Annotated in this window: 20 protein-coding genes; 1 reads left to right on the top strand and 19 read right to left on the bottom strand. The window is 42.7% G+C overall.

Features of this window, described 5'->3' with window-relative positions:
- Nucleotides 1-6: 6 nt before the first annotated feature.
- The 18 genes from flhA to IRQ78_RS13965 form a co-directional block, all read right to left on the bottom strand.
- On the bottom strand, nucleotides 7-2,118 hold the full coding sequence (gene flhA / locus IRQ78_RS14050) for a flagellar biosynthesis protein FlhA (protein ID WP_054553261.1): 2,112 nt from the start codon (nucleotides 2,116-2,118) through the stop codon (nucleotides 7-9).
- 71 nt (nucleotides 2,119-2,189) lie between these two features.
- Complete coding sequence (gene flhB / locus IRQ78_RS14045; protein ID WP_194442543.1) at nucleotides 2,190-3,320, bottom strand: flagellar biosynthesis protein FlhB; 1,131 nt, start codon at nucleotides 3,318-3,320, stop codon at nucleotides 2,190-2,192.
- A gap of 9 nt (nucleotides 3,321-3,329) precedes the next feature.
- Nucleotides 3,330-4,109, bottom strand: a complete 780-nt coding sequence (gene fliR, locus IRQ78_RS14040; protein ID WP_054553263.1) for a flagellar biosynthetic protein FliR — start codon at nucleotides 4,107-4,109, stop codon at nucleotides 3,330-3,332.
- Entirely contained in the window at nucleotides 4,110-4,379 is a 270-nt protein-coding gene (fliQ, locus tag IRQ78_RS14035) for a flagellar biosynthesis protein FliQ (protein WP_054553264.1), read from the bottom strand.
- A 40-nt stretch (nucleotides 4,380-4,419) separates the two neighbouring features.
- Nucleotides 4,420-5,160 carry a flagellar type III secretion system pore protein FliP gene (gene fliP / locus IRQ78_RS14030; RefSeq protein WP_054553265.1) on the bottom strand — a complete coding sequence of 247 codons (741 nt, stop codon included), beginning with the start codon at nucleotides 5,158-5,160 and terminating at the stop codon, nucleotides 4,420-4,422.
- A gap of 4 nt (nucleotides 5,161-5,164) precedes the next feature.
- On the bottom strand, nucleotides 5,165-5,548 hold the full coding sequence (gene fliO, locus IRQ78_RS14025; RefSeq protein ID WP_194442542.1) for a flagellar biosynthetic protein FliO: 384 nt from the start codon (nucleotides 5,546-5,548) through the stop codon (nucleotides 5,165-5,167).
- Nucleotides 5,545-5,946, bottom strand: coding sequence for a flagellar motor switch protein FliN (gene fliN, locus IRQ78_RS14020; protein ID WP_054553267.1), 402 nt, complete (start codon nucleotides 5,944-5,946; stop codon nucleotides 5,545-5,547). The genes fliO and fliN overlap by 4 nt, the downstream gene beginning before the upstream one ends.
- Before the next feature lie 22 nt (nucleotides 5,947-5,968).
- On the bottom strand, nucleotides 5,969-7,060 hold the full coding sequence (fliM, locus tag IRQ78_RS14015; RefSeq protein WP_054553268.1) for a flagellar motor switch protein FliM: 1,092 nt from the start codon (nucleotides 7,058-7,060) through the stop codon (nucleotides 5,969-5,971).
- 9 nt (nucleotides 7,061-7,069) lie between these two features.
- Nucleotides 7,070-7,591, bottom strand: a complete 522-nt coding sequence (gene fliL / locus IRQ78_RS14010; RefSeq protein WP_054553269.1) for a flagellar basal body-associated protein FliL — start codon at nucleotides 7,589-7,591, stop codon at nucleotides 7,070-7,072.
- 72 nt (nucleotides 7,592-7,663) lie between these two features.
- Entirely contained in the window at nucleotides 7,664-9,970 is a 2,307-nt protein-coding gene (locus IRQ78_RS14005; protein WP_194442541.1) for a flagellar hook-length control protein FliK, read from the bottom strand.
- A gap of 112 nt (nucleotides 9,971-10,082) precedes the next feature.
- A complete protein-coding gene (gene fliJ, locus IRQ78_RS14000; RefSeq protein WP_054553271.1) occupies nucleotides 10,083-10,538 on the bottom strand; it encodes a flagellar export protein FliJ in 456 nt (151 codons plus the stop codon).
- On the bottom strand, nucleotides 10,538-11,872 hold the full coding sequence (gene fliI / locus IRQ78_RS13995; protein WP_194442540.1) for a flagellar protein export ATPase FliI: 1,335 nt from the start codon (nucleotides 11,870-11,872) through the stop codon (nucleotides 10,538-10,540). The genes fliJ and fliI overlap by 1 nt, the downstream gene beginning before the upstream one ends.
- A gap of 17 nt (nucleotides 11,873-11,889) precedes the next feature.
- Nucleotides 11,890-12,708, bottom strand: a complete 819-nt coding sequence (fliH, locus tag IRQ78_RS13990; protein WP_054553273.1) for a flagellar assembly protein FliH — start codon at nucleotides 12,706-12,708, stop codon at nucleotides 11,890-11,892.
- A gap of 3 nt (nucleotides 12,709-12,711) precedes the next feature.
- Complete coding sequence (gene fliG / locus IRQ78_RS13985; RefSeq protein ID WP_054553274.1) at nucleotides 12,712-13,752, bottom strand: flagellar motor switch protein FliG; 1,041 nt, start codon at nucleotides 13,750-13,752, stop codon at nucleotides 12,712-12,714.
- Nucleotides 13,745-15,460 carry a flagellar basal-body MS-ring/collar protein FliF gene (gene fliF, locus IRQ78_RS13980; protein WP_194442539.1) on the bottom strand — a complete coding sequence of 572 codons (1,716 nt, stop codon included), beginning with the start codon at nucleotides 15,458-15,460 and terminating at the stop codon, nucleotides 13,745-13,747. Before fliF ends, fliG begins: the two co-directional genes overlap by 8 nt.
- A 20-nt stretch (nucleotides 15,461-15,480) precedes the next feature.
- Nucleotides 15,481-15,813 carry a flagellar hook-basal body complex protein FliE gene (gene fliE, locus IRQ78_RS13975; protein ID WP_054562183.1) on the bottom strand — a complete coding sequence of 111 codons (333 nt, stop codon included), beginning with the start codon at nucleotides 15,811-15,813 and terminating at the stop codon, nucleotides 15,481-15,483.
- Between the two features lie 168 nt (nucleotides 15,814-15,981).
- On the bottom strand, nucleotides 15,982-17,385 hold the full coding sequence (locus IRQ78_RS13970) for a sigma-54-dependent transcriptional regulator (protein WP_194442538.1): 1,404 nt from the start codon (nucleotides 17,383-17,385) through the stop codon (nucleotides 15,982-15,984).
- Entirely contained in the window at nucleotides 17,382-18,494 is a 1,113-nt protein-coding gene (locus IRQ78_RS13965) for a sensor histidine kinase (RefSeq protein WP_130166637.1), read from the bottom strand. Before IRQ78_RS13965 ends, IRQ78_RS13970 begins: the two co-directional genes overlap by 4 nt.
- A 127-nt stretch (nucleotides 18,495-18,621) precedes the next feature.
- Here IRQ78_RS13965 and IRQ78_RS13960 point away from each other — a divergent pair, with 127 nt between their 5' ends.
- Nucleotides 18,622-19,209: a DNA-3-methyladenine glycosylase I gene (locus tag IRQ78_RS13960; protein ID WP_194442537.1), complete on the top strand. Its 588-nt coding sequence runs from the start codon at nucleotides 18,622-18,624 to the stop codon at nucleotides 19,207-19,209.
- Between the two features lie 456 nt (nucleotides 19,210-19,665).
- Here the strand turns inward: IRQ78_RS13960 and IRQ78_RS13955 are convergent, their stop codons facing one another.
- On the bottom strand, nucleotides 19,666-21,105 hold the full coding sequence (locus IRQ78_RS13955) for a sigma-54 dependent transcriptional regulator (protein WP_055020699.1): 1,440 nt from the start codon (nucleotides 21,103-21,105) through the stop codon (nucleotides 19,666-19,668).
- Nucleotides 21,106-21,215: the final 110 nt, after the last annotated feature.

Here is a 21,215-nt window from a genome sequence, read left to right as displayed (position 1 = left end):
ACTATCCTATTGTTGGCCTACTGAGCTGACAATCTTAATCTGTCTTTCGTCTGGTACCTCTTGGTAAGACATCACCCTTAAACCTGGGATGGTGTACTTAACGAAGCGAGATAGCACAGTTCTTAACATTCCTGACGTTAACAGTATCGAAGGTTCACCGGCCATTTCTTGGTTTTGATGCGCTTCATTCAATGATTGTTGAAGTCGCTCTGCAAGGCTTGGCTCTATTCCGGCACCTTCGTCACCTGCATTCTGAAGTGACTGATGCAACATCTGTTCCAACTCAGGCGCCAAGGTTATGACAGGGATCTCAGAAGACATACCAACAGCATCTTGAACGATCAATCTGCGCAGTGAAATTCGCACTGCAGCCGTTAGTACATCAGGGTCTTGGCTACGTGGGCCATACTCAACAAGGGTTTGAACAATCGAGCGCATATCGCGAATTGCCACCCCTTCATTGAGTAAGTTTTGTAGCACTTTTACGATAGTAGTGAGTGGTAATACGTCAGGAACCAGTCCTTCAACTAAACGTGGATGACTCTTCGCTAACATATCTAATAAGTTTTGCACTTCTTCATGACCAAGCAGTAAAGCTGCGCTATTAGTAAGTAACTGACTAATATGAGTTGCAACCACAGTTGCTGAATCAACGACTGTGTAGCCAAGTGATTGTGCTTCATCTTTTTGATCTGGTTTGATCCAAACCGCATCTAATCCGAATGCAGGGTCTTTTGTGGCAACCCCTTTGATTGGACCAAATACTTGGCCTGGATTAATCGCTAACTCATCACCATGCTTAAGCTCACCCTCACCGCTTGAAACACCCATCATAGTGATTCTGTAAGCGTTAGGGTCCAGTTCTAAGTTATCGCGAATATGCACAGGAGGTACCAAGAAACCAAGCTCCTGAGACAATTTCTTACGCACACCTTTGATACGATTTAATAGTTCACCACCTTGAGATTGATCAACCAGTGGAATTAAGCGATATCCCACTTCTAAACCAATAACGTCAACCTGTTGAACATCATCCCAACCCAGTTCTTTTTGCTCTTGTTTATTAGCAACACCTGTTCCTGGCGCACCACCATTTGCTTCTTGCTCTGCTTTTTCGGCTTCTGCTTTGGCTTTTTGTTGTTGGGTGAAGTAAGCTAGGTAACCCAGTAATCCACCTAGGCTTAAAAATGCAATATGCGGCATACCTGGCACTAGACCCATGATGATCAAAATACCTGATGCGATATACAAAGACTTTTCGTTACCTAGCTGAGTCTTAACTTGGTCGCCCATGTTGTGCGATTCATTTTGACGGGTAACAACGATTGCAGTACCGATTGACAGTAACAATGAAGGCAGTTGTGCAACTAGACCATCACCAATGGTTAGCAAGGTGTACACTTCCATCGCACGGCTGAACGATAAATCATGTTGGATCATACCAACAAATAAACCACCAACGATGTTAATCACTAGAATAACGATACCCGCTATTGCATCGCCTTTTACGAACTTACTCGCACCATCCATTGAACCATAGAAATCTGCTTCGCGGGTAACCTCTTCACGGCGTTCACGGGCTTGCTCTGCACTGATAAAACCAGCGTTTAAATCAGCATCAATCGCCATTTGTTTACCCGGCATTGCATCAAGAGTAAAGCGAGCTGATACTTCAGAAATACGACCTGCACCTTTGGTGATAACCACAAAGTTAATAATGATTAAAATCAGGAAGACCACTAAACCAACTGCATAGTTACCGCCGATAACCACCGAACCAAAGGCCTCGATAACTTTACCGGCTGCATCACCGCCGTTATGACCTTCGAGTAATACTACACGCGTACTGGCGACATTCAGCGCTAAGCGCATGATGGTTGCAATCAGTAGAACCGCAGGGAACATACCAAATTCAAGGGGTTTCATGGTGTAAACTGTAACCAGTAACACCACCAGTGCTAACGCGATATTAAACGAAAATAGAATATCTAAAAGAAATGGCGGCAGGGGTAAAATCACCATACCCAGCGCAGCAAGTACCATTAACGGCGTGCCGATACCCTTCGCATATTCTTTTTTATCTCTGTTAAGTTGTTGTAATACCGCTTTAAATTCCATAATTCAACAATTTCAAAAAATTGACACTACACGGAATTTGCAATAACTATTCCAAGTTATAAATTTACTGTTTAGTATTTGTAGGCATCGGGTATTGGGAGCTTTTTATTGAGTGGTACAGGACGTTTACCGCGCCCTTTTTGGAAGCGTTTTAACTGGAAGACATAAGCTAACACTTGTGCAACGGCAGTGAATAGCTGATCAGGTATTTGATGACCAACATCGGTGGTGTGATACAGCGCACGAGTAAGCATGGGTGATTCAACAATTGGCACGTCATTCCCCTTGCCCACTTTACGAATTTGCATAGCAAGCTCGTCCACGCCTTTGGCAAGAACAATAGGCGCACCCGCTTTAGCTGTATCGTATTTTAGTGCTACAGAATAATGGGTAGGGTTAGTTACGATCACATCTGCATCAGGCACGTCTTGCATCATACGCCTTTGCGACATTTCACGCTGAGTACGGCGAATACGCGCTTTTATTTGCGGATCACCCTCAGAGTTTTTAAATTCGTCTTTTACCTCTTGTAAGGTCATTTTTAACTGTTTATGGTGTTTGTGACTTTGATAAGGAGAATCTATTGTAGCAATAATGATTAACGTACAAGTTAATCCCAAGAACATCCAAGATAGTATTTCGAGTGCATGGATAAAATTTCCGGGCGCGCTTTCAATGCTTAGGTGCAGTATTTCATCAAAGAAAGTATTAATTAAGAACACAGCAAAGCCTGCAACCACTACAAATTTTAAAATAGACTTAACTAGCTCTACCCCTGCTTGAGGGCCAAGCATACGCTTAATACCTTTAGCTGGCGACATCTTACTTGCTTTTGGGGCTGCCGCTTGCCAACTAAAGTTATAACCCCCCAGTAAAGTATTCCCAACAAAAGCGGCTATGACGATGATCAACACAAACATTGCCATAGGGAATAACAATGCATCCGCAACAATTCCCCACACTGAAAACATCTTAGTGGTGTCGTAGGTTTCATTACGGTTAAGGCTTAATAAACGTCCCATTATATTATAAAGACCTTTACCAATTTCAGGGCCATACAATAAGAGTGAAACTGCAGAAAAAATAAGCACAAACATGGTACCTAGCTCTTTTGAGCGGGCAACCTGACCTTTCTTCTTGGCATCATCAATTTTTTTCTGCGTGGGTTCTTCGGTTTTTTCTTGACCAGAATCTTCAGCCATGGCGCGCTCCTAAGGTGTACAACCAACAAGGCTGCACATTAACTCAACCATTTTTAACCACTGAAACTCAAATTGAGTCATAAAGTTGCCTAATGTTGCCCAAATAATCACAAGACCTGCTACTAAGGTAAACGGAAAGCCAATTGAGAAAATATTTAACTGCGGTGCCGCTCGGGTCATTACACCAAACGACATGTTAATAACAAGCATGGCTGTCAGTGGAGCTAAAGCAAGCACCAAGGCTGTGGTGAACATCCAACCACCCCAAGTAACGATATCCCAGTAATGATCAACCGCCCACCAATTGCCATCAATTGGTAGCACTTCAAAGCTATGAATGACCATTTGAATCATCATTAAGTGGCCATTGAACACAAAGAAAAGCAAGGTCGCCAAGATTAGATAAAATTGTCCCACAGCGGGTACACTCAGACCATTCGATGGATCAACTACGGACGCAAAACCAAGACCTGTTTGCATCGCGAGTATTTGCCCAGCAAGAACAAAAGTATTTAGCAATAAAACAGATGCAAACCCAATCGCGACACCAATAAGCATTTGCTGAATGACCACAAGAATCATCTCAAACGAAAAAAGATTGTTGAAAGTCGCAGGGGGCAGCATAGGCACAGCAACAAAGGTTACAACTACAGCTAAACCAAGCTTAATTCGGCTTGGTACATTCTTCGCACCAAGGCCTGCCATAATCATTATCATTGAGCTAATACGCACTAATGGCAGCAAAAAGTCGCTGAGCCATTGAATAATGACCGCAAATGGAAATTCCATTTAGCCTGCAATCTCCGGTATAGACATCACTAAACGGGTAAAATAGTCCATAAGCTCTTGCGTGAACCAGTGACCACCTATAATAAGTGCGCTTATGGTAATTAGCAAACGAGGTAAAAAGCTTAAGGTTTGCTCATTGATTGATGTTGCCGCTTGGAAAACTGCCACGACTAGACCGACTAATAAGCCAGGTACTACGATTGCAGACACTAACTTTATAACTAAAAATAGCGCGTCACTGAGTATATCGACAAAAATTTCGGGTTCCATTTTGTCTCTCCTACCTAATTATGTGCCTTGAATTGCATTGTTACACCCCGAGCCCAAAGCTCTTCGCCAGCGTGCCCATCACAAGGCTCCAGCCATCCACCAACACAAACAGCATGATCTTAAACGGCAAAGACACAATCATCGGCGAAAGCATCATCATACCCATGGCCATTAATACGGAGGCCACCACTAAATCAACTATCAAAAATGGGATGAAGAACATAAAACCAATGATAAAGGCCGTTTGCAATTCGCTGGTAACAAACGCTGGGATCAATACAATCAACGGCGTGTCTTCTGGCGAATCTAATTGCTCATAACCAGCTATTTTCGCAAAGGTCTCTAAATCTTTTATACGAACTTGCGAGAGCATAAACGCTTTCATAGGCTCTTTGGCAAGCTCTAAGGCTTGCACTGAAGTAACTTGCTCATTCAAGTACGGCTCAATGGCGCGCTCATTCACCTGCTGATAAATTGGCGCCATAATAAAAATACTTAAAAATAGCGACATGCCTAACAAAATTTGATTCGAAGGCGTTTGTTGTAAGCCTATTGCTTGGCGTAGTATCGCCAGAACCACAATAATCCGTGTAAATGAGGTCATCATAATGACCGCCGCTGGAATAAAGCTCAGCGCCGTCATGATCGCTAATACTTGTAGCGTCACTGAGTAATCTTGAGAGCCATCAGGGTTGGTGGTAATGGTCAGTGCTTCTATGCCTTCAGCGTTAACCGACGGCAAAAACAACACACTTGCTAAAATAAGTATCCACTTGATCATAGCGTTAATTCTTTTTATTTGAAGGTGATTGTGGGTTCAGTAACTTTCCAAATTTCTTGGCAAGTTCTGGCAGTTCTTTTTCTTGTAATGGTGTTTCTAGTTTATGCAGATAGTTAATACTGTGCGGGGTCACACCAATTAAGTGCTGTGCGTTATCAATTTCAATGACCATCAAACGCTCACGAGAGCCTAAAGGCAAACTGCGCACTACTTTAAACTCCTCACTATTGGCAAGGTTTGGGTTTAATTTTTTCACCAAAAAAGCCAAAGCAATAATAACCACCAGCACTAAAAGCAAAGACATCACCATAGACAGTAAGTCTGCCGTCGGTGATGCCGTAGGAAATGCAGTGCTCGACGCACTTGTTAAAGCGACTAAAGCATTCATCGTAACTTTTTAATACGTTCAACTTGGCTAATGACATCAGTTAAACGAATACCGAACTTATCGTTTACAACGACCACCTCACCATGGGCAATCAGCGTGCCGTTAACCAATACATCAAGCGGCTCACCAGCGACTCGGTCTAGTTCTACCACCGAACCTTGGTTAAGTTGTAATAAGTTACGAATGTTGATTTTTGAACGGCCCACTTCCATAGAAATAGTAACCGGAATGTCCAAGATGGTATCAAGTTTTCGTTTTTCGTCGCCCGATAGCTCATGTCTTTCATCTTTTAATTCATCAAGCTCTGCCACAGCAGCATCGCCTGAGCCACCCTCAGCCTCTTCAGCTTCGGCTAGTGCCGCGGCCCATTCGTCCATTGTATCTTGATCATCACTCATTATGTTTAACCTTATAAATCGACTACCAGTCTAAATCTACACCTTCAGATAGATGTAGATCTTCTTCTAGTTCTGCTAATTCTGCATCTGAATCCAGTTTTTTGCCACCTTTTGTGAACACATGTAGTTCTGACTTAACTGATTCAGGGCGTTTAATTTTTTCGCTAATTTGTAGTGCCACATTGTCACGTGAGCGGCCCATTTTCGCTCTAAAGGTCGGCAGTTCTTCTACAAATACGGTGATATGCTCTGGCATTTCAACTGGGATAATATCGCCAGCTTTAAGCTCCATAATCTGTTGTAGCGTTAAATCAACCTCAAGTAATTGAGTCGATAGATCGACTTCTACATCCATGATCTCATCACGTAATGCTTTACTCCAACGTAAGTCGGTGTCTTCGGTGTCTGATTGCACACCGGCATCGAGCAATTCGCGAATAGGCTCAAGCATTGAATACGGTAATGCGATATGGAAATCACCACCACCACCATCTAGCTCAATATGGAAGGAGCTAATAACAACCACTTCAGTTGGACTTACGATGTTCGCCATTGCTGGGTTAACTTCTGAGTCAAGGTACTCAAAAGATACATCCATTACCGGCGCCCATGCTTCTTTATAATCTTCGAAGATAATTTTAAGTAGCATTTGAACAATACGTCGTTCTGTTGGCGTAAATTCACGGCCTTCAATTTTTGCATGATAGCGGCCATCACCACCAAAAAAGTTATCCACTAAAATGAATACTAATCGGGCTTCCATGGTAATTAAGCCAGTGCCCTTCAACGGACGAAAACGTACCATGTTCAAACTGGTTGGCACGAATAAGGTATGGATATATTCGCCAAATTTAATCATTTGCACGCCGTTGATTGACACCTCAGCGGTGCGGCGCATCATGTTAAATAGGCTAATTCGCATATGACGGGCAAAACGTTCATTCACGATCTCCAAGGTCGGCATACGACCACGGACAATACGATCTTGTGATGAGAAGTCATACTGTAAGGTATTACTGTCTAAGTCATCACCTTCGTGAATATCTTCCTCTTCGACTTCATCAACGCCGTGTAAAAGCGCATCAATTTCGTCTTGAGATAATAAATCGCTCACGCTGACCCCTTATTGCATCACAAAGCCGGTGAATAATACCCGCTCTATCACTTTGCTACCTTCAACATCACTTAATGCTGATTGTACTTTTTCAAGTGCAGCAACACGCACTGACTCTTTACCTTCACTGGTACCTAATTCATCTGCGGTCGTTGTTGAAAGAACGCCAAGTAAGGTACTTTCGATAAGTGGAATATGCTTTTTGGCAGTTTCTTCATTCACTTCACCGCGAACAAGTAGCTGAACTTTTATTTGTACAATACGGTCGCGACTCGCACCGGGTACATTAAATACAAATGGGCGTGGCATTGCGACATAGAGAGCCGAACCAATCTGTGCGGAGCTCGATGGTGCAGCAGCCTCAGTCACTGTGGTTTCATCTGCTAGGCTCTCTTCAGGGGCATCATCACCCATAAATAAAAAGTAACCTGCGGCGGCGCCAACTATCAACACTACAGCTGCAATGATGATAATCAGCTTCTTTTTGCCTTTACCCGTATCTTCTATTTCTAAATTTGCTTCTTCGGCCATTGTTACTTCCCTCAAAGTTACAGCAAGTTGTTTATCACACTGTAACTATTTTATTTCTTATAATAGCAGGACTTATGCATAGTAATCTATTGATGATGAAGATTGTTGTCGAGAAGTTTCTGCGCTTTGCGCTGTTACTTCTGGCTGTTGCTCCTCAGCTTGTTGATTTCCTGCAAGCTGCCCTTGCCCAGACTGCCCTTGTTGTTGCTCAGGGTTACCTTGCTGAATACTACTTTCACCAAGTTCAATACCTTGCTGCGCAAGCATTTCGCGCAAACGTGGCATTGATTGCTCTAAAGCTTCTTTAGCCTGCTGATTTTGAACAACAAAATTAATTTGCGCTTGTTCAGCATCGCTACGTATACGAATTTGCATACTGCCCATTTCTGGTGGATCTAAGCGAATTTCCGCTTCTTTGTTATTTATATTGAGTAACGCACTAACTCGCTCTTGAAGCATCTTTGCGGCGTCACTCTTTATAATATTGATCGCTTGCATTACACCAGGGTCAATGCTCACCGATTTAGAGTGAGCCTGAGTTTGTGTCGTTGCTTGAGTCTGCATTGTTTGTGCATCTATTGCTTGCTCATATTGCTGATGAGCTACCTCATAGGCACCTGGTTGTGTTGCTGCATTGGCTTGAGTCGTTAACTGAGTAAATAACTGAGCTACACGCGAAGGCACAGCTTCTTGTGTACGTTCGGTATTAATTTTTGTATCAAGCTCTAAAGTTACTTCTTCACTAGTTGCAGCCTTTGTAACATCGGCTGTAACCTGCGCAGTATTGTTTTGTTTTGTATTATTATTTTCAGCATTGACTGTGGCGGCGGTTATCGGCATCGCTGTGTTGACTATTGCAGGAGCATTAATAGCCTCTTTGAGCACAGTTTGTGCCGCAGAAAGTTTTTCGTACTGAGCAGTACCCGGCGTTAACGTTTGCAGTTGAGTATTCACTTTATTTAACAGTGCTTGCTGCTCATCTTTCGTCAGTGCAGTGATTTGCTTTTCGATGCTAGTCGGCAGTTTAGTATCAAGCGCTTTATTATCAGCTAATTTAGCATCTTGTTTTGTCAGACTTTCATCAGCAATGCCTTGCTCTACAGCAAATTGTGATACAGGGCTCTGTGCAGGCTTACTACTCATCACATCAGTCAATAGCGACTTGATTGTTGCCAGCTCATCAGCGCCGAGTTTATTGTCAACTTTTAGTTGATTGATTTGTTGTTCAAGTTGCTTTTGTTGATCAGTGCTGAGCGACAAACCTTTAGCGAACTCACTTACAGCCTGCCCGTCGCCACTTTGTAGTTTGGCAAGCAGGTTAACGATTGACTTATCAGTTACTGGTTTATCTGATGCTTTTGCCGCGCTTGCTTCAACGCTCTTCGGAGCTACCTGCTCAGTAGCTAGGTTTACTGCTGGCTTATCAACGTTGCCATGCGCTTGCTTTGTCGTCACTTCAGCCGCTTTTGCATCAGTTTGAACGCTATTATTTGCATCGCTAAGCATCTTGCTTAAAACAGCTTTGCTTTTATCATTCGCGCTGAGTTCATTTCCATCAGCTGTTTTTACAGCGTCTAAATCAACAGTGGTTTCTTTACTGTCAGTTGCTTGTATTGCACTGGCAAAGTTAGCTACCTGAGGTTTTGTATCCGGTGTATTAACAGCTGAAACACCCTGCTTTTCTTTGTCTGTTAATGGGCCATCAACAATAGGGGTCACGCTATCTTTTGGCGGTAAATCACCAATCGCTTTTAGTTGGCTATCTACCGCTGTCGCAACTTTAGACTTATGTAATAAACTTGCGATTGAGTTGTCATCTTCTGCTGCGACTTTTGAATCATCGGTTTGCGCAACGTCTGTCATAGGTGAAGGTATTACAGGTGTAATGGTATCGATTGGGGTTGGTTTTTTATCAACAACTACCGGGCTAAAGTCATTATTTTCAATCAATTTATTAACACGTGTACTCATAGCTTGAGCCGCATTAATTTGCGAAAGCAGTGAGTTATCATCATCTTCTACAAGTGCAAGTTCATCGCTTTGTTCTTTAGTTACAGCTTCATTACGAACATCTGGATTTATTTTAGGCTGCTGATCTGTAGATGTGGGAGTAGTTGCAGCTTTAGCATCAGTCGCTGTATTCTCATCGCCTGGTTTTGCATCTGATTTAGGTTCTTCAGAAGTACTGATAGCTTTAGGTTCATCAATTGAGTCAGCATCTGCATCACTTTTTGCTTGCGCGTTTGCCGCTTCACTTGCTTCTGTCAGTGAAGTTAAAAAACTTAAGCCCGATGCTTTGTTGTTAGACTCTGAGTCTTTGCCTGAAAAACCAGTACCTTGCTCAGTTTTAACCTGCAAATTGATATCACTGATCGCCATAATTCACCTAAACCTAGTCATCTAAAGTAATGAGGCAATTTGCCGCCGCAAGTGCCAAAATTAATGCTACTGGTTAGGTAAATGCAATTAACATGCCTAAAAAGGAAGTATTTTAAAGAAGTGCGTTTTTAAGTTGACGCTGATAAAACTGATTTGCAGCAAATTCATCCAGCATTTTTTGTTCTGCTTTTGCCACTTGCATCGCTTGTTTTTCAGCTTGCTTTTCGATTAACTTCGCTACTGCTTTTGCTTTCACTTGTTGCTTTAACCACAGTGCTTTTCGCTGTGTCACAACTTGTTTTGCGGTATTCACTGTACTTGCTTGCTGGCGTATCGCTTCTTCAATTTTTGCAATAAAAGCATGATATTGGCTGAAGCCAGCACTAGACAAACCAGAGCGACCTTTCAAATGTAACTGCTGAGAATACTCTAAACGAAAGTTATTAAGCCCTTGCAGTTTTTGTTGATTACTTTGTAAGTGCTGCTGTGCTTTTAAATAATCCATGCGTAAAGACTCTTCTTTATCGCTCTCAAGCTTTAACAATAAATCAAGTTTACTTTTAGCCATTAACCTTGCCCTAATAACTGCGCTAGACCTTGCAGACCTTCATCATAACTGATCACATCTTTCATACCTTGTTGAAGGAATTGATTGACTCGCGGCATCATATTAATTGCTTGGTCGAGCATAGGATCGGTCCCTTTTTGGTACGCTCCTAAAGTGATCATATCTTTGTTTTGTTGATACATTGAATACACTTGCTTGAGCACACGCGCTTGTTGCATATGCGCTTCAGATACAACCTGCGGCATTACACGAGAAATCGATTTTTCAATATCAATAGCCGGATAGTGACCACTGTCGGCTAAATCTCGAGATAAAACAATGTGGCCATCTAAAATAGCGCGGGCAGAGTCAGCAATTGGGTCTTGCATATCATCGCCCTCACTAAGTACAGTAAAAAACGCAGTAATGGCACCTTGCCCTTCACCACCATTACCGGCACGCTCCACCAGCGCAGGTAATTTAGCAAATACTGAAGGCGGATAACCTTTCGTAGCCGGAGGCTCACCAACCGCTAAGGCAATTTCACGTTGTGCCATGGCATAACGGGTAACCGAGTCAAGTAATAACAACACGTTAAGTCCTTGATCACGAAAGTATTCCGCAATGGTCACTGCACTTTCACAGCCTTTTAAACGCATTAATGGTGACGCATCCGCAGGGGCTGCAACTACCACTGAGCGCTTACGTCCTTCGACTCCTAAAATTTCTTCAATGAATTCTTTTACCTCACGACCACGTTCACCCACAAGGCCAACCACGATTACATCTGCTTCAGAACCACGAGTCATCATACCTAGTAGCACTGATTTACCAACACCAGAGCCTGCAAACAGACCCATACGCTGGCCTTGACCCACGGTAATAACGGAGTTGATGGCTCGTACACCTACATCCATAGGTTGACTGATTGGTCGTCTTGCCAGCGGGTTAATTGCGTTTTGCGCAAACTTTAAGTGATGCTCAGCATTAATTGCACCTAAGCCATCAAGTGGCCGACCAAGGCCATCCACTACACGGCCAAGTAAACTCATGCCAACAGGCAGTCCTGTTTCATTTAGCTTTGGGATAACTCGTGCACCAGGCAGTACGCCAGAGATGTGATCATTTGGCATCAAGTAAAGTGTTTGGTCGTTAAAACCAACGACTTCAGCATCAACAAAGCCGTTAATGGTTTCAATTTTACATTGACTGCCAACAGGTGCTCTGAGCCCTTTTGCTTCTAGCGTTAAACCAACGACACGCGTCAGAATACCGGCAACAGCTGGTTTTGGGGCCTTGATATTTTTTTCATAGCGCTGTAAGCGTTCGCTTAGAGTCATTGATTGAGCACTCATAATGAGCCTAAAAAGTGTTAGATACCACTGCTATGCAAAAAGTTTTCCAACGTTTCTTTGACGCGAGTTTTTATCGTCATATCGAGGGATGATTGCGGGGTTTTAATTTCGCAGCCACCGCGCTCTAAAGTCGGCTCTGCCACTAACTGCCAATGGTTATCTGCAATAGTTTGTTCGCCATAACTTTCGGTAATTAAAGCAATATCATCAGGATGTAAGTGAATACGTACTTTCACTTGCTCTTCACCTAACGCATCAATGGCTTGCTTCAAAGCATGTAAAATGACTTCTGGTGAGGTTTTGATTTCTTGGTAAACTAAGACTTCAGTTAACATAACAGCTAATTGCACTAACTGCTTTTCGGCACTTTCATCGACTTTAGATAATGGTTGAGAAAGGCTATCAAGTAAGCTTCTTAAGTTAGTGAGCTGCTCTTCTAAAATAGGTTTAATTTCTTCTTGGCCTTGCTCCTTACCAAGCTCAACACCTTCTTTAAAACCAGCTTCTTTCCCCTCATGCGCGCCTTTTTCAAAACCATCTATATAGCCTTGTTCATGACCTTGCTTTAGCCCTTCTTCATAGGCATCTTGACGGATTTTTTCAAGTTCAGCCATGGTCAATGACGGAATTTCAGGCTCTTCTGGCTGCTCTTCGGCCTGCTGCTTTTGCTGCTCTTTACGATATAAGTCAGCTAAAGGCGTGCCATACGCCGTTGAGCGTCCAGCGAGCTTTGTTGTATCTTGCGTCACTTCAGGAATTGGCCAGTTTTCCAATAATTCATCGGCAGCTTCACTGGCATGCACTGGGCGTCCTGTATGAAATGAAGACTTACTCATGGCTTACAGGAACTCCTCACCACCACCGCCACCAAGCATAATTTCGCCTGAGTCAGCTAAACGTCGTGCCGTAGAAAGAATTTCTTTCTGTGCCGCTTCTACTTCGCTAATACGAACAGGGCCCATTGCCTCAAGATCATCTGCGAGTAATTCAGCGGCACGTTTTGACATATTGCCCAAAATCTTCTCTTTTAATGCTTCGTCAGTACCTTTAATTGCTTTCATTAATACATCTTGCTGTACTTCACGAAGAATTGCTTGAATACCACGGTCTTCAACATCCATTAAGTTCTCAAAGACAAACATAAGGTCTTGGATTTGCTGTGACATCTCTTCATCGTGTTCACGGATTGAATCCATTAACTGACCTTCAACATTGGTATCTAGGTAGTTCATGATATCAGCAGCCGCTTTCAAGCCACCCATTTTCGCAGCTTGCGCACCAGCTTGACCTGCAAATTGTTTTTCCATGATTTCATTCAACTCTTGCAATGCTGCTGGTTGAACTTCTTCAAGGTTTGCAATACGCATGGTTAAATCTAAACGCACTTTTTCTGGGAATTGCGACAAGATTTCCGCTGATTGCTCTGGCTCTAAATAAGATAAAACAATGGTTTGAATTTGCGGGTGCTCGTTGCGAATGATATTCGCCACTTGCTTTGAGTCCATCCACTTCAATGAATCAAGACCTTTCGCCCCTGAGCCCATAACAATTTGGTCAATAAGGCTGGCAGCCTTGTCTTCACCAAGCGCTGCTGTAAGGGCTTTTTTAATAAAGTCTTCAGACTGGAAGCCAATGGTACTGAAGCTTTGAATTTGCTCAATAAACAAATTATGGACTGCGCTAATTTTCGCTTGCGATAAATCATCTAGCGCAGCCATTGCCATACCCACTTTTTGCACTTGCTTTGGCTCTAAGTGCTTAAGGATTTGCGCAGCATCTTCTTCTGATAAGCTCAGCAATAAGATTGCCGCCTTATCAACACCGTCTAATTTATCAACATCAAACGCCGGTGGTAATTGTTTTTGTTCTTGATCAGTCATCTTCTGTTAACCACGCTTTCACTACTTGAGAAGACAGTTCTGGTTCATTTGCAACCAATGCACGAACTGCTTTGAGTAAATCTTCATCGCCATGTAAGTCTGGCAGCTGTAGTGTACCATCACTTGAGAATCCTACAGCAGCAGAGTCAAAGTCTTTATTTAGCATATCTAGCGTGCTATCACCAATATCTACACCTGCACTTAATGCATCTTCATCATATTCTTCTAGTGTATCGTCTGGGTAAATTAGACGTTTCAGCATAGGTCTTACAACAAAGACAATAAGTACGATGATAACCAGTGCACCTAATGCTAAGCGTAGCATCTTCATGAACCAATCTTGCTCCCAAAGTGGAACTTCAATCGCTTCACCTGTATCTTGTCTTACAAATGGCACTGTGACGACTTCAAGTGCATCACCGCGTTGCATATCAAACCCAACACCACCTTGTAGTAAGCGACGAATATTTGACAATGCTTCGACAGAGCGAGGAACCATAGTTGTTTCACCGTTTTCACCTACTTGTGGTACATAATCAACGGCAACTGACACACTGATGCGGCGGATAACACCGGTTTGCTGGCGCTTATGCGAAATTGTGGTATCAAGTTCGTAGTTACGTGTTGCTTCTTTATGCGAACGACTTGGGTTCGTTGCTGAACCTGCACTACCTTGGCCAGCGACCTCAGGAATATTAGAGTTAACTGGCGGCTGATTCGTTAGCGCACCAGGAATGCCCACAGCAAGACCACCAATGTTGTTTTCTTCGAACGTGGTTTCACTGCGCACAGCGGGTAAGTCTGGGTTATAACGTTTTTGTGTTTCTTCGACTGCACTAAAATCCATGTTTAAATCGACCTGCGCGGTATAGTTACCTAAGCCTACAACTGGAATAAGGATGCTATCGATTTTATTTAAGTACTCTTCTTCACGCTTACGTTCAATTTCATACTCTTTACGAGAGCGAGCAGCAAGTGAGTTTTGTGAGCCTGAATTAAGTAAACGACCATTTTGGTCGGTAACAGTAACACGCTCTGGCGATAAGCCTTGGACTGCAGAGGCAACAATATCAACTACTGAGTCAACTTCTTCACCGTCAAGTGTACGACCGCGTTTTAAGGTAAGCACTACCGTCGCTGAAGGTTGTTTTTCACGACGAGCAAATACGTTTTCTTTTGGAATAGCTAAAAGTACTTTGGCGCGAGTAACATTTTTTAGCTCTTCGATGGTACGTGCAAGCTGTTGCTCACGACCATGTTTTAAACGTTCACGTTCAAGGCGTTGGCTAACACCAAACCCCATGTCTTGCATGATGATGTCAGTACCTGAGCTTGGCGCTTGCTCTAGGCCTTCACGAGCCATCAATAATTTAATGTTTTGGTATTCACCTTCTTCAACAGAGATGACGTTACCATCAAGTTCGTAATCAATCTTTTGAGCGTCTAAAAAGTCCAGCGTTTGAATAAGCTCTTCCGTTGGCATTTTGCCAAGCGGACGCATATCTGGTTGACGAGCCCAAATAATAATAAAAATTGCGATAGCCAAACAGATTGCCAAAGCAATCACTAAAGTAACCTGGCGTAAAACATCTACACCGTTTAAGGCACTAAGGTAGCCTGACTTTTGCTCTTGTTGATCATCAGTATCGGTTGAGTCGATACCACCGCCTGCTAAGGCTAGATCAGTTGATTGATTAGATTGCGCCACAATAATTCTCCACTACCTAGTTACACAGGCATGTTCATGATTTCTTTATAAGCTTCAACAAGTTTATTTCGAACTTGCACCGTAGCTTCAAAAGCGACTGATGATTTTTGCGAAGCAATCATTACGTCAGCTAAAGAAACACTGCGATCGCCCATTTCCATTGCTGTTACTTTTTGCTTAGCGTCTTGTTGTAAGCCATTCACTGTATCAAGTGCATTGGTAAGTAAATCACCAAACTGTGCCGACGATGTTGGCTGAGTTTGTGTTGGTAAATTATTAATTGAGTTACTACGGCCTACTTCTGAAGCCATAGCTTGCATTTCTTGAAATAATGCGCTGTTTTGAACTTTCATAATACTCTCTGACAATGCAGTTTACTTATGCACTGATAAAGCACAAACCGTGCCACAAAATAAATCAAGTAAATTCAACAGCTTGAACCATTAATTTACATGTCAGAGTTTTGACAGCAAACAAGCTCACAAAAATGTAAGCTTGTTTGAGCAACTTTTGGAAGGAGTTTATACAGGTAAGGCGATACCCAAGTCTCGCATTTGCGCCAGTTTATAACGTAACGTGCGCGGACTAATACCTAAGGTTTCTGCAACCTCTTTGCGCTTACCATTACAGCGCGCTAAGGTTTCTAAAATAATACGATGCTCTTTGTCTTTCAGCTCGTCTTTGTAATTACCTTGCTCACTCACTTGTGGCACGGTATCTAAATTAACTTCAACAGGCTGTTCTTGATATACCGGTGCGTTGTGTGGCGGCGTAGCGACTGGCTTTATATCCACCGTAAGCAACTCTTCAATAAAGACATCATCTTGATGAATACTATTCCCATCGCATAATATCAACGCCCGTTGAATAACGTTATCAAGCTCTCGTACGTTACCTGGCCAAGCATGCGATAGCAGCTTTTGTTTCGCCCCCTCACTTAGTTGAGCGATAGGTTCTTTACTTTTCAGGCAATGACGCTCTATTAAATGTTCAGCCAACACAACAATGTCACCAGGACGCTCGGCTAATGGTTTCCACATTAGCGGGAATACATTTAAGCGATAATATAAATCTTCTCTAAATAGATTTTCGCTCACCGCTTCTTTCAAATCTCGGTTACTTGTAGCAAGTACGCGAACATCAAGCTCTATCGTTTTACGACCGCCTAAGCGCTCTACTTCGCGCTCTTGAAGTACACGCAGTAATTTAGCTTGCAAGCCTAAATCCATCTCAGTGATTTCATCAAGTAAGATGGTACCACCTTGAGCTTGCTCAAATTTACCCGGACAGGCTTGAATAGCGCCGGTAAACGCCCCTTTTTCGTAACCGAATAAGGTTGCTTCAAGCATGTTTTCAGGAATAGCAGCGCAGTTAATAGCCACAAAGGGGGCATCGCTACGATTTGATTTATCGTGGATAAAACGAGCCAAGACTTCTTTACCCGAGCCACTTGGGCCGAGTACCATGACACTGGCATCTGAGCGGGCAACTTTGCTCGCAAGCTCCAATAGCTTAATACTTGATGGATCGGCAACGATTGGGCCATCGGTTTCTTTTTCCTTTTCAGGCAAATAACGACTCACCATATTAAGAAGCACTTCTGGTGCAAACGGTTTTGCCATATAATCAATCGCGCCTAAACGCATTGCTTCTACAGCATCATCGATAGTGGCATAGGCCGTCATCATTAAGACCGGCAGCTCAGGATAATTAAGTTTAATGCTACGTAGTAGGTCAAGGCCGCTCATGGCGCCCATTTGCACATCACTAACAACCAATGAATAGCTATTTTGCTTAAGCAAGATCATCGCTTGTTCAGCGCTATCTGCAGCAACGCAATCAATACCCGACATTTCAAGGGTATCGATCAGTGCTTCTCGTAAGCCTGCGTCGTCTTCAACGACTAAAATAGAGTTAGTATTCATTTTGCCTCCGCTGACATAGGTTCTGCACTAATTGGCAAGATCAAACTAAAACATGCTCCCCCATGAGCATTATTAGTCACTTCAACCCGTCCTTGGTGCGCATTGGCGACTGAACTTACAACTGCAAGTCCAAGCCCCGTGCCTTGGCTTTTGGTAGTGTAAAAAGGTTCAAATAATTTGTTGGCATGACGTAAATCAACACCTGGGCCATTATCACTGACACTGATACGAACACAGTTTTCGCTAGTTTCGTCACGTTCGGCACTCAGGGTTACCACAGCCTCAGAGCCAATAATTTGAATACTGTTGTGGATCAGGTTTTGAATAGCACTCGCCAGAGCAGTTTTATTACCCATAATTTCAATATCTGGCTCAGGCAAGTTCACGCTTAGTTCACTGTTATTTTGCGCAACCATCGCATCAGCACCGGCTTTTACTTCATTAAGTAACTGTTGCATTGAAACGCTTTCGACAACTTGTTGCTCACCACTTTTGGCAAATAACAGCATATCGTTCACTTGGGTTTCTAAATCTTTTAAACGCGACATTAGCTTTGTATGAAAGTTGCCACGAGAGCTTTCTGGCAATCGCTTTGAGCCTAAATTTGCGGCATACAGCATGGCCGCTGATAACGGTGTTCTGACCTGATGAGCAAGCGAAGCAACCATTTTGCCAAGCGCACTTAAGCGCTGCATATGTGCAACTCGCTTTTGTAAGCGTCTGGTTTCAGTTAAATCTGTCATTAAAATTAACTGTCCTGGCTCTGGAGCAAGCGCAGTAATATCAAGCTTAATTAAACGGCCATCTTTAAGTGATACTTCATGTCCATCGTCTTGCTTTGGTCGAAATGAGCGTTGAATAACGCTAAACCACTTTTCACCTTCAAGGGGTTCACCTAGCATATCAATAGCTATTTGATTGGCTTTTGCGATCATGCCTCGGCCATCTAAAACCACCACACCCGCAGGCATGGTATCAACCAAGTGGCCTAACCAACTGGCTTGTTGGCGCAGCTCACTCAATTCACCCACATACTCTTCTTGTTGTAAGCATGGGTTATATTGTTTGGCTGTGATAAATTGTGGTTTTAGGACATTTGCTAAGGCCATAATCGATACTCAAAAAATCGTGTCTACCTAGCTAAATGCACAATCCGTACCAAATTTATTTTTGTTTTATTTCAATAAATTAAAGACAAAACAACACTGACAAAAAAATGACAATCGCGAGGGAATAATGCAAAAAGAACACCATTGTCGTTGCCCGTGGCTCGATACCAGTAAAGAAGATTATGTGGCCTATCACGACCAAGAATGGGGGGTGCCATTGTATGATGATCACCGCTTATTTGAGTTTATAACCTTAGAGTCAGCACAAGCGGGACTGAGTTGGTATACCATACTTAAAAAGCGTGATGGCTATCGCAGTGCCTTCAGAAACTTTGTTGTCGAAGAGGTTGCCAAAATGACCGAAGACGACGTCGAACGATTAATGCAGTTTGAAGGTATTATTCGTAATCGCGCTAAAATCGCCGCCACTATCAATAACGCACAGCGTTTTATTGAGATTCAAAAAGAGTTTGGCAGTTTCTCAAATTACCAATGGCAGTTTGTTGGTGGCAAGCCATTGGTAAACAATCTTGATAAATTAGAGGATTACCCGGCTATTACTGAAGCCTCTACAGCATTCGCCAAAGATTTAAAAAAGCGCGGCTTTAAGTTTTTAGGGCCAACCACTGTGTATGCGCATATGCAAGCCTGTGGCATGGTTAACGACCACAGTAATGATTGTTTTAGAAAACAAGAGATTATTGATAGTTATTAGGTGATATGGGCTAAGCTTGGCTTCTATCTTCTCGGTGCTGCAAGCAGCCTCCGGTGGTAAAAAGCTAATTAAGTAACTTATTCACAAAGAGGCTAAGAGACGCTGCGCTTATGAGGTAAAAATAAAGATGTTAAATTTTAGGCTCTAGGCTACTAGGTGTAGCGCGCAGCACCTCGATTACCTTGGTGGTAAAAGTATTAAGAGCCTGATTCACAAATAGGTTAAAGGAATATTGCGCTTTAAATATTAAAAGAAAGGGCTTGGTTTCTCATTTGTTCCTCATTATTTTCTCTTTGTGCAAAAAGCTTTTAGTGATTTATTACAACAGCAGACCCCGAATGAAAGACGGTGAGCGCGCCCGTAAGTTTAGCGCCTATAAATAAAGACACAGCCCATTCTATAGGCGTAATAACCATAGTACTTAGTTAATTTTTGCCTAAAACCTGCTCTTAACTATTAGTCACGCGTTAGGTTGTATTTCTTCATTTTTTCGACCAGTGTGGTGCGCCTAACACCTAAAATTTCTGCTGCACGTGCAACAACGTAATCATAGCGCTCTAATGCTTGGCTGATTAAGCTAATTTCTAGCTCAGCAAGATACTCTTTGAGCTCAATTCCTTCATCTGGTAATAAACCTGAGTCAACCGTTGTTGCTGGTACATCAGGTTCTTCATCATCATAATCACTAAAGCCAGTACTGAAAATATCGTTGAAAGCATCTCGCTCCATCAACTCTTCAGGGTACTCAGGCTCATAAGCCTCAACTTCAATATAACGATATTTAGCTGGAAGGTCTGGCACATCAACCACTTTATCAGGAAACATGATTACCATGCGCTCAACTAAGTTAGCAAGCTCACGAATATTCCCCGGCCACGCATGCTCTTTTAAGCTTTGAATCGCACGCTCAGTAAATTTGGCCGTTGTGCCACTTTGCTCGTTCACACGACGCATTAGCTCTTTTAAAAGTAGAGGAATGTCGTCGGCACGCTCACTAAGCGAAGGGTTTTCAATTGGAAATACGTTTAAGCGATAAAAAAGGTCTTCACGGAAGTCGCCCTGTTCAATCATCTCTTCAAGATTGCGGTGAGTTGCAGCAATAATGCGTACATCAGCTTGAATAGGCTTAGTACCCCCTACTCGCTCATAGCTGCGCTCTTGCAACACACGCAGAAGTTTAACCTGCATTTGCAAAGGCATATCACCAATTTCATCAAGAAACAGCGTGCCGCCTTGTGCTAGTTCAAAACGCCCTTTTCGTGCAGAAATAGCGCCCGTAAACGCACCCTTTTCATGGCCAAATAGTTCACTTTCAAGTAATTCACCAGGAATAGCACCACAGTTTACCGGCACAAATGGCCCTGTATTGCGTTTAGAGAGTAAATGAACGTTACGTGCAACAACTTCTTTACCTGTGCCTGACTCACCTAAGATCAGCACATTGGCATCGGTTTTTGCTACTTGCTCAATTAAAAAGCGCACATCTTTTACAGCTTCGGTTTCACCGACTAAACCATCAAACGATTTGTTGGATTTAGCTTGTTTATGGTCACCCGGTAGCATGCGCTGATATTGCTGACAATCATGCAATAGCTGAGTAGTTACATCATGGTTAAATGGCTCACAAATTAAACCAACGACATTAGCAATGCTGAGTAACGGTTTGAGTGTTTCACCAATTAACAAAAACGGAATGGCAGGAAACTGTTTGATCACAGCCTCGTGATTTAGCTGCTGTAAAGCACCAAGAATGACCATGCATTCTTGCTGTTGATGTTTTTCACAAAAAGACTGTAATGAAGTCTCATCAACTAATTGTGCAGTTTCACCAATGAAGGTAAGTGCTGCATGTAAACCTATCGCACGATTATTATTATTGTCTAAAATTAAGATCATTATTGGCGAACCACAGTTACCACGAGGTTAGTTAATTTCTAAATTGTAAGCGAGTTTAGGAGGGATGCAAGCGCTAAGCGGCAATTTATTGACATCAACGCCAAAAAATA

The organism is Pseudoalteromonas simplex (assembly GCF_015278155.1).
GTDB classification, from domain to species: Bacteria; Pseudomonadota; Gammaproteobacteria; order Enterobacterales; family Alteromonadaceae; genus Pseudoalteromonas; species Pseudoalteromonas simplex.
This window is presented reverse-complemented; position numbering and strand designations above follow the sequence as displayed.